At 68.5% G+C, this 13556-nt stretch carries 16 protein-coding genes and 1 pseudogene; 9 read left to right on the plus strand and 8 right to left on the minus strand.

Going from position 1 to position 13556, the window contains the following annotated elements; all coding sequences use genetic code 11:
* The first annotated feature begins 1 nt into the window (after window position 1).
* Window positions 2-832 carry a shikimate dehydrogenase gene (locus tag ACIHAO_RS13905; RefSeq protein WP_396557710.1) on the plus strand — a complete coding sequence of 277 codons (831 nt, stop codon included), beginning with the start codon at window positions 2-4 and terminating at the stop codon, window positions 830-832.
* 222 nt (window positions 833-1054) lie between these two features.
* Complete coding sequence (locus tag ACIHAO_RS13910) at window positions 1055-2302, plus strand: GrpB family protein (protein ID WP_396557665.1); 1248 nt, start codon at window positions 1055-1057, stop codon at window positions 2300-2302.
* Window positions 2303-2361: 59 nt separating this feature from the next.
* On the opposite strand, the gene ACIHAO_RS13915 is transcribed toward ACIHAO_RS13910, so the two are convergent.
* Both ACIHAO_RS13915 and ACIHAO_RS13920 read right to left on the minus strand, forming a co-directional pair.
* The gene (locus tag ACIHAO_RS13915) at window positions 2362-3042 is read right to left on the minus strand and encodes a TetR/AcrR family transcriptional regulator (RefSeq protein ID WP_396557667.1); all 681 of its coding nucleotides are present in this window, start codon (window positions 3040-3042) and stop codon (window positions 2362-2364) included.
* A 17-nt stretch (window positions 3043-3059) separates the two neighbouring features.
* On the minus strand, window positions 3060-3479 hold the full coding sequence (locus tag ACIHAO_RS13920; protein ID WP_396557669.1) for a hypothetical protein: 420 nt from the start codon (window positions 3477-3479) through the stop codon (window positions 3060-3062).
* 152 nt (window positions 3480-3631) lie between these two features.
* On the opposite strand from ACIHAO_RS13920, the gene ACIHAO_RS13925 reads away from it, so the two are divergent.
* Window positions 3632-4831 (plus strand): endonuclease/exonuclease/phosphatase family protein, encoded by a 1200-nt coding sequence (locus ACIHAO_RS13925; RefSeq protein WP_396557671.1) that lies wholly within the window; start codon window positions 3632-3634, stop codon window positions 4829-4831.
* A 3-nt stretch (window positions 4832-4834) separates the two neighbouring features.
* On the opposite strand, the gene ACIHAO_RS13930 is transcribed toward ACIHAO_RS13925, so the two are convergent.
* On the minus strand, window positions 4835-5458 hold the full coding sequence (locus tag ACIHAO_RS13930; RefSeq protein WP_396557673.1) for a maleylpyruvate isomerase family mycothiol-dependent enzyme: 624 nt from the start codon (window positions 5456-5458) through the stop codon (window positions 4835-4837).
* 92 nt (window positions 5459-5550) lie between these two features.
* On the opposite strand from ACIHAO_RS13930, the gene ACIHAO_RS13935 reads away from it, so the two are divergent.
* The gene (locus ACIHAO_RS13935) at window positions 5551-6492 is read left to right on the plus strand and encodes a D-2-hydroxyacid dehydrogenase family protein (protein WP_396557675.1); all 942 of its coding nucleotides are present in this window, start codon (window positions 5551-5553) and stop codon (window positions 6490-6492) included.
* 404 nt (window positions 6493-6896) lie between these two features.
* On the opposite strand, the gene ACIHAO_RS13940 is transcribed toward ACIHAO_RS13935, so the two are convergent.
* From ACIHAO_RS13940 to ACIHAO_RS13955, 4 genes are read right to left on the minus strand one after another with little or no spacing between them, the layout of a single operon-like run.
* The gene (locus ACIHAO_RS13940) at window positions 6897-7712 is read right to left on the minus strand and encodes a serine hydrolase domain-containing protein (RefSeq protein WP_396557677.1); all 816 of its coding nucleotides are present in this window, start codon (window positions 7710-7712) and stop codon (window positions 6897-6899) included.
* 60 nt (window positions 7713-7772) lie between these two features.
* Complete coding sequence (locus ACIHAO_RS13945) at window positions 7773-8039, minus strand: HPr family phosphocarrier protein (RefSeq protein WP_076163675.1); 267 nt, start codon at window positions 8037-8039, stop codon at window positions 7773-7775.
* 40 nt (window positions 8040-8079) lie between these two features.
* Complete coding sequence (locus ACIHAO_RS13950) at window positions 8080-9336, minus strand: PTS transporter subunit EIIC (protein WP_396557679.1); 1257 nt, start codon at window positions 9334-9336, stop codon at window positions 8080-8082.
* A complete protein-coding gene (locus tag ACIHAO_RS13955; protein WP_396557681.1) occupies window positions 9333-10121 on the minus strand; it encodes a GntR family transcriptional regulator in 789 nt (262 codons plus the stop codon). The genes ACIHAO_RS13950 and ACIHAO_RS13955 overlap by 4 nt, the downstream gene beginning before the upstream one ends.
* A gap of 225 nt (window positions 10122-10346) precedes the next feature.
* Between ACIHAO_RS13955 and ACIHAO_RS13960 the strand changes: the two are divergent.
* Together ACIHAO_RS13960 and ACIHAO_RS13965 are read left to right on the plus strand one after the other, a co-directional pair.
* Window positions 10347-10592 (plus strand): annotated as a pseudogene (locus ACIHAO_RS13960) (glucose PTS transporter subunit EIIB); the annotation flags it as partial.
* Window positions 10589-11044, plus strand: coding sequence for a PTS glucose transporter subunit IIA (locus tag ACIHAO_RS13965; protein WP_396557683.1), 456 nt, complete (start codon window positions 10589-10591; stop codon window positions 11042-11044). The pseudogene ACIHAO_RS13960 and the gene ACIHAO_RS13965, both read left to right, overlap by 4 nt.
* Before the next feature lie 67 nt (window positions 11045-11111).
* Here ACIHAO_RS13965 and ACIHAO_RS13970 read toward each other — a convergent pair whose 3' ends face one another.
* On the minus strand, window positions 11112-11552 hold the full coding sequence (locus tag ACIHAO_RS13970; RefSeq protein ID WP_125798609.1) for a ubiquinol-cytochrome c reductase iron-sulfur subunit: 441 nt from the start codon (window positions 11550-11552) through the stop codon (window positions 11112-11114).
* Between the two features lie 132 nt (window positions 11553-11684).
* Here ACIHAO_RS13970 and ACIHAO_RS13975 point away from each other — a divergent pair, with 132 nt between their 5' ends.
* Genes ACIHAO_RS13975 through ACIHAO_RS13985 form a run of 3 tightly spaced genes read left to right on the plus strand, consistent with a single transcriptional unit; the run spans window position 11685 to window position 13188 of the window.
* Window positions 11685-12053, plus strand: coding sequence for a hypothetical protein (locus tag ACIHAO_RS13975; RefSeq protein ID WP_396557685.1), 369 nt, complete (start codon window positions 11685-11687; stop codon window positions 12051-12053).
* The gene (locus tag ACIHAO_RS13980; protein WP_073846967.1) at window positions 12050-12562 is read left to right on the plus strand and encodes a sigma-70 family RNA polymerase sigma factor; all 513 of its coding nucleotides are present in this window, start codon (window positions 12050-12052) and stop codon (window positions 12560-12562) included. Before ACIHAO_RS13975 ends, ACIHAO_RS13980 begins: the two co-directional genes overlap by 4 nt.
* Window positions 12559-13188, plus strand: a complete 630-nt coding sequence (locus ACIHAO_RS13985) for an anti-sigma factor family protein (RefSeq protein WP_396557687.1) — start codon at window positions 12559-12561, stop codon at window positions 13186-13188. The genes ACIHAO_RS13980 and ACIHAO_RS13985 overlap by 4 nt, the downstream gene beginning before the upstream one ends.
* Window positions 13189-13556: the final 368 nt, after the last annotated feature.

Raw genomic sequence — 13556 nt, forward strand, 5'->3', positions numbered from 1 at the left:
GATCCTCGGGAAACCGGTCGAACACTCGCTCTCTCCCGTGCTGCACGGCGCCGCCTTCCGGGCGCTGGGCCTGGACGGCTGGACCTACGAGCGGGTCGAGATGGACGGACCCGGGCTGCCCGCGTTCGTCGACGGTCTCGGCCCGGAGTGGACCGGGCTTTCGGTGACCATGCCGGGGAAACGGGCCGCACTGGAGTTCGCCGACGAGGTCACGCCGCGGGCGGCTGCCGTCGGCGCGGCGAACACGCTGGTGCGCCGGGAAACCGGCTGGCTGGCGGACTGCACCGACGTCGACGGGGTCACCGAGGCGCTGCGGATCGCGGGGGAGTACTCGCCCGGCGAGAACGATGCCGCCGTCGTCCTCGGTGCTGGCGGCACGGCCGCCGCGGCCGTCGTCGGGCTCGCATCGCTCGGTGTGCGGACGGTGCGGCTCGTCGTGCGGGAGCCCGCACGGGCCACGGAAACGGTCGAGGCGGCGCAGCGTGCGGGGCTCGACGCCGAAGTCCTCCGCTGGGCCGACGCCGACTTCGGGAAGCTCGCGGCCGACTCGGCGGTACTGGTGAACACCGTGCCCCCGGACGCGGTCCGCCCGCATCTGGCGGAGCTGGCCGGGATCGGCTGCGTCCTCGACGTCATCTACCACCCCTGGCCGACCGCGCTCGCCGAAGCCGTCGCCGAACAGGGCGGGCGGCTCGCGACCGGACTGGACATGTTGCTGCACCAGGCTTTCGGGCAGTCCGAGTACTTCACCGGGCAGCCGGCGCCGCGTGCGGCGATGCGCGACGCTCTTCGGGAAGCGACCGGCGGGATCCTTTCTTTGCCGATCAGCTGACAAGACCGCCGGGGTTCGATAATCTGGCCGACTGCCTCGAGAGGGGCGTCGCGGCAACCAAGTGACCCAACCGCGCGCGCTCCTGGCCGAAAGGCCCCGCTATCTCGGCGGCAGGGCGCTCTTGATGGGGGACGGGACGTCTGATTCCTACTCGCGCCCTGGCGACGTGATCGCGGTCGCGCGCAGACTCGCGATGAGTGCTGAGGAAGGAACAAGGGGTCGATGCCTAAACCCGATCGAGACAATTACACCGAAGAAGACATCAACGACTCGTGGGTCGATCAGGCTCCGGTGCTGAATTCCACCGTCACGCTGGCCGAATACGACCCGGAGTGGCCCGCCCTGTTCGACCGGGAAGCCAAGCGCATCAGGGGGATCCTGGGGGAACGCGCGCTGGTACTGGAGCACGTCGGGTCCACGTCGGTGCCGGGACTCTGCGCGAAACCGATCATCGACATCATGCTGATCGTCGCCGACTCGGACGACGAAGACGCCTACGTGCCGCAGTTGGAGGCCGAGGGCTACAAGCTCGTCATCCGCGAGCCGGACTGGGAGAAGCACCGCTGCTTCAAAGGCCCGGACACCAACATCAACCTCCACGTCTACTCGCCGGACAACGGCCAGGCCGAGCGTTACCACCTCTTCCGCGACCGCCTGATCGCGCACGAGGACGAGCGGAAGCTCTACGAGACCAGGAAGCGGGAACTGGCGTCGCGCACCTGGAAATACATCCAGCAGTACGCCGACGCCAAAACCGCGGTGATCGACGAGATCATCGAACGGGCGCGCGCCGCCCAGTACGACGGCTTCGCGCGTCTCTACGCGGCGCACGCCGAAACCAGCAGCACCAACGCCCATTACGACCGTCCCGCCATCGTCGCGCTGGCCGGGGACGTGGCGGGCAAACGGGTGCTGGACGTCGGCAGCGCGGCGGGTCACCTCAGCGCGCTGCTCGCCGCGAAGGGCGCGGACGTCCTCGGCGTCGACGCCAGCGCGGGCATGGTCGCCGTCGCCAGGGAGAAGTTCGGGGACGTCGCGAGGTTCGAGACGGCCGACGTCTCGCGGCCGATGTCCTTTCTGGACGACGGCTCGATCGACGTCATCACGGCGTCGTTGGTGCTGCATTACCTGAAGGAGTGGGCGCCGGCGCTGGCGGAGTTCCGGCGGGTGCTCAAACCGGGCGGGCTGCTGGTGTTCTCGGTGCATCATCCCGGCGAGGACTGGCGCTGGTTCGAGAAGCAGAACTACTTCCAGCTCGAACTGCTGGAGGACGAGTTCCCGGCCGGTCAGAAGGTCCGGTTCTACCGGCGGCCGCTGAGCTGGACGTTCGGTGCCGTGCGGGACGCCGGGTTCGCGGTCGACAGGCTGGTCGAGCCGATGCCGGACGAGGCGATCGCCGAATCGGATCCGCGGTGGTACGCGAAGCTGCGGACCCAGCCGCGGTTCCTGTACTTCCGGACCATCCGGTAGCCCTCCCGAGCCCGCGATTAGTCACCTACTTGCGGCACGCGAACCTCGCAAGTAGGTGACTAAACGCGCGGGGGAGCGGAATCGTCCCGCGTCGAAAGGTCCCGGATCAGCGAAACGATCTCCCGGCTGACCGGCCTCAGCACCCGCAGCCGCGAAAGCCCCACCAGCCGCGCGATCAACGGGACCGTCCGTTCCACCAGCACCCGGCTGCGTTTCTGGCCGGGGGAGCGGTCGTGGACCCAGAACAGCACGACACCCATCTGGTACAGCCACAGCAGGTCGGGCAGGTCGTCGCGCAGGTCCGGGTCGAGTTTCACGTCGGAGTCGGCGATGACGTCGCGCATCAGGCCGATCGAGGCGTCCCGCGCGGGCGAAGACTCCTCGCTGAACGGGCTCAGCGGCGAGTCCGGGTCGGCGGCGTTGACGAAGAACTGGGTGCCGAAGCGGTGGTACGGCTCGGCGACGTCGAGCCAGGTGAGCAGGACGGTCTTGAGCCGCGCGCTGAAGTCCCGCTCACCTTCGATCGCCTCCCGCGCCGTCGTCAGGTGGACCCTGGCGATCTCGTCGTAGAAGCCTTGGATCAGCTGGTCTTTCGAGGCGAAGTAGTAGTAGGCGCTCCCGACCGACACGCCCGCTTCGGCGGCGATGGCCCGCATGGTCGTGCGGTCGTAGCCGTTCTCGGCGAACAACCGTAACGCGGTCGCCACGATCAGTGACCTGGTTTCCTCACTCTTCGCCACGACTGCACGTTATCCGGTCAGGGCGCGGGGTGCGGAGCGGGCGCCGGGTAGCCGGGGTAGGGCGGCGGCGGCACGGGCCGCGCGGCCGTGTGGTTGAGGTGCTTGCGCCGGATGCCGTTGAACACCAGCACGTTCCCGACGTGCATCACGCCGAGCACGAGCGCCACGGTGCCGACCTTGACCGACAGCATCTCGAAGACGTCGCGCGCGTCGAGGACGATGTCGTCGCTGGTCAGGAACAGGGTCACGAAACCGAGGCTGACCAGGTAGAACCCGACGACGAGCAGTTGGTTGACCGAATGCGCCAGCGCTTGTTTGTCCTGGAAGACGTCTTCCAGGAACGTCTTGCCGTGCCTGCTCAGCGTGCGGGCGACCAGCACGGTCAACGGGACGGTGATGGCCAGGTAGAGGGCGTAGGCCACGACTACGGGTTGCATGGGGACCTCCTTTTGAACGCGTTCAAGAAGTACCGTAACCCAGATTTTGAACGCGTTCAAGAGCTGCTGTTCACCTGAAGCTCACCCGTACGGCCGCGTCGAGTGCGTAAGGTCGCACCGACTGTCGCCCTCAAAACGGGGAGTTCAAGACCGTGAAACGCATCGCCGCCGTGCTCACCTCGGGCGCCTTGCTGGCCGGGACGCTGCTGGCCGCCACACCGGCGGAAGCCACCGTCGGGCACAACGTCCGCTTCGCGACGTACAACGCTTCGCTCAACCGTGGTGCCGCCGGTCAGCTCGTGACCGACCTGTCGCAGCCGGGCAACGCCCAGGCGGGCGAGGTCGCCGAGGTGATCCAGCGCAACCGGCCGGACGTGCTGCTGATCAACGAATTCGACTACGTGCCGGGCAACCGCGCCGCCGATCTGTTCCGCGAGAACTACCTCGAGCGCGGTCAGAACGGTGCCGCGCCGATCGACTACCCGTACGTCTTCACGGCGCCGTCGAACACCGGCGTCGCGACCGGCTTCGACCTCGACCGCAACGGCCAGGTCGGCGGCGGCAACGACGCGCACGGCTTCGGCCTCTTCGAGGGCCAGTACGGCATGCTCGTGCTGTCCAAGTACCCGATCGACACCAAGGGCGTGCGGACGTTCCAGAAGTTCCTCTGGAAGGACATGCCGGGCGCGCTGCTCCCGGACGACCCGGCCACCCCGGCGCCGGGCGATTGGTACTCGCCGCAGGCGCTCGACGTGCTTCGCCTGTCGTCGAAGTCCCATTGGGACGTTCCGGTCCGCGTCGGCCGCTCGACCGTCCACTTCCTGACCGCGCACCCGACGCCGCCCACCTTCGACGGCCCCGAAGACCGCAACGGCACCCGCAACAACGACGAGATCCGCTTCTGGGCGGACTACGTGACCCCGGGCAAGGGCCGCTACATCCACGACGACAACGGCCGCCGCGGCGGGCTGGGCGCGCACGAGAAGTTCGTGATCGCCGGCGACTACAACTCCGACCCGCTCGACGGCGACAGCGTCCCAGGCGCGATCTCGCGCCTGCTGAACGCGCCGCGCGTCATCGAGACCCGGCCGGGCAGCGAAGGCGGCGTGCGTGCCGCCCAGGAGCAGGCAGGCGCCAACATCGGCCAGAAGGGCGACCCGTTCTTCGACACCGGCGACTTCAACGACAACGCCCCGGGGAACCTGCGGATCGACTACGTCCTGCCGTCGAAGGGCCTGATCCCCTGGCGTGCCGAGGTCTTCTGGCCGCTGCCCGGCTCACCGCTGGCCCGGCTGAACGACGCTTCGGACCACCACCTGGTCCGGGTCGACGTGTTCGTCCCTCGCTGGTGACGTTCAGCTGAGCCGTGCGGCACCTGGGCCGGTGAGCGTGGCGAGGCCGGTGCTTCGGCCGCTCACGGCCAGAAGCAGGTCGGCAAGCGGGCCTCGAACCTCTTCGGTGCCCGCTCCGCCGGACCATTCGGCGTCGGTGGCGATCAGTTTGAGGTCCTTGCAGCGCTTCTTGGCACCCCAGAACGGGCTGACCAGCAGATGTTCCAGGGCCGCGATCGACGGCTTCTCCGGCATCGGCCGGTCGATGCCGAGCGGGCGGGCGACGTCCTGGCCGTGGATGAGGACGTCGGCGAGCTCGTCGACCGGTTTGGCGCCGGGCGGGCGGCGCGCCGATCCGGCGTCCTCGCGGATCCGGGCGACGAGTTCGGCCGGGGTGAACCGCGCGGCGTAGGCGACGGCCTGGTCGACGTTCATCCGATCCCAGTTCCCCTTGGCCTTCACGAGGCCGACCAGGGTGTCCTTGAGCCGGTTCCTGGTGGTCTGCGCGAGATGGCCCGCCATCGCGTGGACCGTCCATTCCGTACACAGAGTGGTCACCGACCAGTCTTGCTCGGCGAGACCCTCCAGCAGATCCGCGAAGCTCAGCCGTTCCGTCTCGGTCCAGGCCAAGATCTCGCCGTCGTCCATCCCGCTCCTCTGTTCTGAGATACAGCTCGAAGCCATCGAACCAGAGTCCGCGCCGTTCGAGTTCTTCGAAAGAGCTGAACTAACCTGCGGGTATGAAGATCGCGATTCTCGACGACTACCAGGAAGTGGCGCTCGGCTTCGGAGACTGGGGTTCCCTCGGCGCCGAGATCGAGGTGTTCACGAAGCCGTTCGCGGATCCCGCCGACGTGGTGGGCCGCCTCCGGGACTTCGACGTCGTGGTCGCGATGCGTGAGCGCACCCGCTTCCCCGCCGAGGTCCTCGACCGGCTGCCCGCGCTGAAGCTGCTGGTGAGCACCGGCCACCGCAACGCCGCGATCGACGTGGCCGCCGCCCGGCGCAACGGCGTGGTCGTCTCCTCCACCGGGTACATCGCGGCCCCGGCGGCCGAGCACACCTGGGCGCTGATCCTCGCCGCCGCCAGGAACGTGCCGGTGGAGTCCGCGAACATGCGCGAAGGGGGCTGGCAGACCACCGTCGGCACGATCCTCTCCGGTAAGACCCTCGGGCTGCTCGGGCTCGGCAGGCTCGGCGCCGGCGCGGCCAAGATCGGCCAGGCGTTCGGCATGGAGACCATCGCCTGGAGCCAGAACCTGACCCAGGAGAAGGCCGATCCCCACGGCGTGACGGCGGTGCCGAAGGAGGAACTGTTCGCCCGTGCGGACGTCCTGTCGGTCCATCTGGTGCTCAGCGACCGCAGCCGCGGGCTGGTCGGCGCGCCCGAACTCGCCGCGATGAAACCGACGGCGATGCTGGTCAACACCTCGCGCGGCCCGATCGTGGACGAGGCCGCGCTGGTGGACGCGTTGCGCCGCAAGGAGATCGCGGTCGCCGCGCTGGATGTCTACGACGTCGAGCCGCTGCCGTCGGAGCATCCGCTCCGGACGCTGGACAACGTCGTGCTCACCCCGCACATCGGCTACGTCACCCGGGAGGCCTACGAGATCTTCTACCGCGACGCGGTCGAGGACATCGCGGCCTTCCAGGCGGGTTCGCCGCTGCGTGTCATGGAGTGAGTTTCGCCAGCTCGGCCAGCACGGCGTCGGTGTGGGGCGGCCGTGCCGGCCGCCACGCTGAGCGCCGGCACGACCGGCGCCTCGGCTCTCAGAGCGGGTCGGCCAAGCAGGAAACCGAACCCCGGCACGATCGCCCGTTGTGTGCCCCGTCCGCGCCTTGTGGGCGAGCCACCCGAGAGCGAAGAACCAGACCGTGCCGAGCGGTCCAGTGCAACGCGGGCATGAGGACCTTGACGAACCAGTTGTTGATCAGCGGCACGTCCACGCCACGTCGTCGGTGACGGCGTGCTGTCAAGGGTGTCGCGAAAGCCACTTTCGGGACGCCAGAGGTCGCGAAAGTGGCTTTCGCGACATGAGCAGCGGGTCGGCTTCGAGGGAACGCACACCGTAGAGGTGCTCGCCGCTCACGACTTCAGCTCGGCCAGCACGGCGTCGGTGTAGGGCGGCCACACCTCGGCGGCCCACGGGCCGAAGGCGCGGTCGGTGAGCGCGACACAGGCGGCGCCGGCGTCGGGATCGACCCAGAGGAACGTGCCGGACTGCCCGAAGTGGCCGAAGGTCCGCGGCGAGCTCGACGAGCCGGTCCAATGTGGACTCTTGTGGTCGCGGATCTCGAAACCGAGGCCCCAGTCGTTCGGCTTCTGGTGGCCGAAGCCGGGCAGGACACCGGAAAGCCCGGGGAAGACCACGGAAGTCGCCTCGCGCACCGTTTCGGCGGCGATGAGCTTCGGCGCCTGCAGTTCGGCGGCGAACGCGACCAGGTCATCCACAGTGGACTCCGCGCCCGAGGCGGGGGAACCGGTCAGCTTGGTCGCCTTCATGCCCAGCGGCTGGAAAAGCGCCTCCGCCTGGTAATCGGCGAAGGGGATGCCGGAGTGCTCGGTGAGCGCGTCGGCGAGCTGCTCGAACCCGGCGTTGGAATACAGGCGCCGGTTGCCCGGCGCGGCCATCGGCTTGTGCTCGTTGAAGGCCAGGCCCGAGGTGTGCGCGAGGAGATGCCGGATCGTGGAGCCTTCCGGCCCGGCGGGGGTGTCGAGTTCGACGACGCCCTCTTCGATGGCGATCAGCGCGGCGTAGGCGGTGAGCGGTTTGGTCACCGACGCCAGCTTGTACACCTTCGTCGTGTCGCCGTGCGTGCCCAGCACGTCACCGGCGGCGGTCACCACGGCCGTGGCGGCGTTGTCCACCGGCCACTGTTCGATCTCGCGCACGCTGTCCATGCCAACACCCTACGAAGCCCGGGCCGATCGGGGCGGCCCGGGCTTCGCAGGATCCTGGGATCAGGCGTCGAGGTCGGTCGCCACCAGCTCGGCGATGGCGTCGACGGCCGCCTCGGCCCCCTCGCCTTCGGCACTGATGATGACCTCGTCGCCGTAGCCGGCGGCGAGGGTCATCAGGTTCAGCACGCTGCCGGCCGCGACCGGGTCGCCGCCCGCCTTGGCGATGGACACCGCGACGGGCTGCGCCGCGGCCGCCTTGGCGACCGTCGCCGCGGGCCTGGCGTGCAGGCCCACCTTGCTGGCCACGGTGACGCGTTTCTCCGGCATGTTCTTTCCCTTTCGTGCCTTTGGTTCTGTCGAGCTGAAACTACTTCGCGGGCTTCGCCGCGGTGGCCTCGAGGTCGGCCTCGATCGAGTCGTCCTCGCGGCCGGGGGTCCGCAGGTTCCACTTCTTGATCACGAAACGGAAGATCACGTAGTAGATCACCGCGTAGGCGAGACCGATCGGGATGAGCAGCCAGACGTTGCCGCTCGCCGCCGGGAGACCGCTGTTGAGCGCGAAGTCGATCGCCCCGGCGGAGAAGCCGAAGCCGAGGTGGATGTCGAGCGCGTTCACCAGTGCCATCGACGTACCGGTCAGGACCGCGTGGATCAGGTACAGCGGCCACGCGACGAACATGAACGAGAACTCGATCGGCTCGGTGATACCGGTCAGGAACGAGGTCAGCGCGCCGGCGATCATCACACCGCCGACGATCTTCTTCTGGCTGGGCTTCGCGCTCTGCCAGATCGCCAGCGCCGCGGCGGGGATGGCGAACATGAAGATCGGGAAGAACCCGGTCATGAAGGCGCCGCGGGTGGGGTCGCCCTCGAAGAACTTGGTGAGGTCACCACCGTCGAAGATGAACCACACCGGCACGTTCAGCAGCTGGTGCAGACCGACCGGGATCAGCAACCGGTTCAGCACACCGTAGATACCGCCGCCGACGACCGGTGCGCCGGTGACCGCCTCTCCCGCGGCCTGGATGCCTTCGTTGACCCAGTGGAAGACCAGGCCGAAGGGCACCGCGAGGAGCATCAGCGTCAGGGCGGTGATGATCGGCACGAACCGGCGGCCGCCGAAGAAGGCCAGGTACGGCGGCAGCTTGATGCGGTAGAACTTCTGCCACAGCAAGGCGGTGACCAGGCCGACGATCACACCGGCCAGCACGCTGTAGGACCACTTCATCGGGTTGAGCATCAGGCCGGCCGGCTTCTCGGGGTTCCAGCCCGGCAGCTCGGAGAACGGCGTGAACACCTGGAGGACGCTGGTGAACACGAAGAAGCCGACCACGGCGGCCAGCGCGGTCGCGCCGTCGCTCTTGCGGGCGAAGCCGACGGCGATACCCACCGCGAACAGGAGCGGCAGCCAGTTGAACAGCGAGTTGCCCGCCGCGCCGAGCACTTCGGCGACCTTGTCCCAGCCGAGGCCGTCCTTGCCGAGCAGGTCTGGTTGACCGAACCTGTTCAGGAGCGCGGCGGCGGGCAGAGCGGCGATGGGGAGCATGAGGCTGCGGCCGAAGCGCTGAAGCCCGGCCAGTCCCTTGCCCTTGCCCTTCGCCCCCTCCGCGGTGGTGGAGCTCATCGGGTACCTCCGTAGTGAGGATGGTGACCGGAATCCGGGGTGTTCCGGTCCAGCTGCATGGTGACCTGGTAGTGATCGCCCCGGTACCAGGAAGTCATGTCTTCGATCGGTTCCCCGTTGACGCTGGAGACCCGGCGGAAGACAAGAAGCGGACTGCCGGCGCGCATGCCGAGCAGGCGTGCCGTTTCGCGGTCCGCGGATTCGGCCCAGACCGTCTGCCACGCGTGGTCCGGGCGCAGGTCGTACGACTGGGCGAGTTGGACGTACAACGATCGGGTGAGATCGAGGTCGAGCAGACCGGGCATCCGGCCGGCGTGATACCAGCCGCGTTCGACCGCCAGCGGCACCCCGTCGGCACGGCGGAGCCGGACGATGCGGTGTGCCGGAGTCCCGGCGGTCAGGCCGAGGGCGTGCGCCGAGGGGGCGGGCGGGACCTCGGTGGAGGTCTTGACGACCTCCGTGGTCGGGGTCATCCCGCGACGGCGCATGTCCTCGGTGAAGGACATCAGGTAGAGCTGCAGTTCCATCCGCCTCGCGGCGGTGAACGTCCCCTTGCCGCGCACCCGCGACAAGAGCCCTTCTTCGACCAGCTTGCCGATCGCCGAGCGGACGGTGAGCCTCGACACCTGATATGTCTCGGCGAGGTCACGTTCCGAGGGAATAGGCGAGCCAGGGGGTAGCTCACGCTCCACCGTGCGGCGCAGAATCTCCCGCAGCTGGGCGTGCTTGGGCGTCGGTCCGTTGATCACACGGTCGGACGGCGGCAGCTGCGCCGAAGCGCTCATGACGGTCACCGTCCTTTCGGGCCGGTCTGTCGGGGGAACCCGTACTCGCATCTGGTCCGGAAGATTGGTACGTTCCGGTCTAGACCAATGATCCGATGGGGCAGGATGCTCCGTCGCACGAGCGGGTGTCAACCACCGTTACGCGTTCGTGGCCAGGGATCACGTGCGAGTCGGCGAACGGCGTAGTACAGCTGGTTCGCATGTGGGAAACCGACAGGGAACAGGGAGACCGCGATGGCGGATGACAGGGCGGAAAAGATCCTCGCGGGGCTCGGCGGTGCCGAGAACGTCATCGAGGTCGAGGGGTGCATCACCCGGCTCCGTTGTGAGCTCGAAGACATGAGCCTGCTCGACGAAGCGGCGCTGAAGGCCGCCGGCGCGATGGGCGTCGTGCGCATGGGGGCCGGTGTCCAGGTCATCGTGGGCCCCGAGGCCGACAACATCGCCAGCGACATCGAGGATCTGCTGTGAGTCTCGAAATTCTCAGCCCGGTGAGCGGTAAGACGACCGCTATGACCGAAGTGCCCGATCCGGTCTTCGCGCAGGCGATGGTCGGCCCCGGTCTCGCGGTCATGCCCTCGGGCGGGCGCCAGGACGCGGTCGCACCGGTGGACGGGACGGTCGTGACCCTGCACCCGCACGCCTTCGTGGTGGCCACCGAAGACGGCCGCGGGGTGCTGGTCCACCTCGGGATCGACACGGTGAAGCAGAAGGGCGAGGGGTTCAGCCTCCACGTCGTCAAGGGTGAGACCGTCCGCGCCGGGCAGCCGGTCGTCGAGTGGGACCCCGAGGCGGTCAAGGCCGCGGGCTACTCGCCGATCGTGCCGGTGGTGGCGCTGGACGCGAAGGCCGAAGTCCTTTCCGGACTGCTCACCGGCGGCGACGTCGAGGCGGGCGACGCGATCTTCACCTGGGACAGCTGAAACATCGGATCGAAAAGGGTCCCTTTAGGACGGAATTTCCGTCCTAAAGGGACCCTTTTCGTGCTCGTCAGGCCGTGACGACCTGGCCGTTCATCACCTTGACCGCGATCGAGGGCAGCGGCTGGTCCGCCGGTCCCTTTTTGACCGCGCCGGTCGCGGCGTCGAAGATCGAGTTGTGGCAGGGACATTTGAGGTCGGCGCCCTCGGGGACGACCGCGCAGCCCTGATGCGTGCAGATCGCGCTGAACGCGGCCGCCGTGCCTTCGGCGGTCCTGGTGACGATGACGTCCTTGCCGTCGGCGGTCTTGGCGGCCTTCGCCTTGCCGACCTCGATGTCGGAGAGCGCGGTCAGGGTTTCGCCCGGTGCCGCGGCGGGCGGTGCGGCGGCCGAGCCGGACGGCGGGGTTTCGCTTCCGCAGGCCGTGAGGGCCACGGCACCGACGGCCGCGCCTGCGACGGCGGCCCCGGTGGTCAGGACGGTGCGGCGGGAGTGGAGTTCGGCAGTCATGCCCCTACACACGGTCCAGGCGGCCATCCGGTTCAATTTCGGCGCCCATCGGGTGCGGAATTGAACCGGGAGGCCCGATTTTCCGTGTTCACAGGCATAGGGGAACCGAACACGCGGAAAAGGGATACGGACATGATCCGGTGGTTGTCACGGGCGGTCGTGGCGGCGGGCCTGCTCGGCTCGGCATGGGTGCACTACGTCGTATGGCAGGACTGGGCGTCGGAAACGGCCGTGGTCGGCCCGCTCTTCCTGGTGAACGTCGTGGCGGGCGTGGTCATCGCGGTCGCCGTCCTGGTGTGGCACCACTGGTTGCCGGCGCTCGCGGCGATCGGCTTCGGCCTGGCCACGCTGGGCGCGTACGTCCTCTCCCTGACCACAGGGTTCTTCGGCGTCTCCGAGCGCTTCACCACCCAGGCCGAGCTCTGGGGCCTGATCACCGAAGTGGCGTGCGTGGTCTTCGCTCTCCCGCTGCTCCTCAACCGCGAGAGCACGGATCGGTGAAGGAATTCGCGGAGGACCGGCTCATGCGGGCTCTGCACGACGAGCACGCGGCGGCGCTCTGGTCCTACGCACTGCATCTCACCAGCGGCGACAGGGTCCGCGCGGAGGACGTCGTCCAGGAGACGTTGCTGCGGGCCTGGCGCAACGCCAAGGTGCTCGACCAGACGGAGGGATCGGCACGCGGCTGGCTGTTCACCGTCGCGAGGCGGATCGCCATCGACGACTGGCGCGCTGCCGAGGCGCATCCGGAGGTGGTGACCGGTCAACCGCCCGAAACGGCGGTCACGGACGGCACCGAACGGGCCGTCCAGGGCTGGCTGGTCGCCGAAGCCCTCGGAGAGCTTTCGCCGAGACACCGGGACGTCCTCGTCCTGTGTTATTTCCAGGGTTACTCCGTCGCCGACGCTGCGAAGCGGCTGGGTGTGGCCGAAGGGACCATCAAGTCGCGGACGCACTACGCGTTGCGGGCGCTGCGGCTGATATTGGAGGAAAGAGGGGTGACTCAATGACCGACCCCTTCGCCACCTACGACGCGGCCTACGTGCTCGGGGCGTTGTCCCCGGAAGACCGGTTCGCCTACGAGAAGCACCTTCGCGTCTGTGACCGATGTGCCGCGTCCGTACGCGATCTGGCCGGTATCCCCGGCCTGCTCGCCCAGGCGGGCGCCCCCGCGCTGCTGGAAGACGAACCGGCACCCTCCCCGGAACTGCTGCCGACCGTGCTCAAACGGGTCCGCCGGGGAAGGCGGATCCAACGGGCCATCACCACCACCGCGGCCGGGCTGGCCGTCGCCGCCGGCGTCGCGCTCGTGGTCGTCCTGACCGGGCCGGTCGCGACGGCGGGGAACCCGATGACCCCGCTCGGCGACTACCCGGTGACCGCCGAGGTCGCCATATCCGCCACGGACACCGGCACGAAGGTCGACATGACGTGCAGCTACGGCGGCAACCGCACCGGCGACTACATCCTGGTCGCCGTCGGCGCCGACGGCGGCACCAGCGAACTCGCGTCCTGGCGCGCGATGCCCAAGGACACCGCGCACATCGTGGTCGGCACCGCGATGCGCACCGGCGACATCAAGGCACTGGAGATCCGCACGCCCTCGGGTCTCCCGCTGCTGCGGATGAACCCCTGATCGCGGTGTCATGACAGGCCTTCGGCGCCGGAGGCGACGCGGATTGGTTCTGTTGCCGAAAACTTTCGGGTCGCATCGGCTGCTGCTAGCGGGGCTGCCGTGACCAGTGGCGATCGCGTTCCGTGAAGGCCTCCTTGAGAGACCCAGAGTCCCTCAAGGAGGCATTCACGGAACATGGGAGCCCAGCACGGCGCCTCTGTCCCCAAGTACGTGAAGGACCCCTTCCTTGCGTCTAGTGTCCCGAGTCGGAAGTTCGCGCCGTTAATCCGTGTCGATAGCCGCCCGTCTCGCGCCTGGCCCGGGGGGCATGAGGTGCGGGGGCCGAAGCACCCAAGCAGCCCCCAGGGGGGCGGGAATTCGTATTGACA

Origin of the sequence: Amycolatopsis sp. NPDC052450, from assembly GCF_044547565.1 — a bacterium.
Lineage (GTDB): Bacteria > Actinomycetota > Actinomycetes > Mycobacteriales > Pseudonocardiaceae > Amycolatopsis.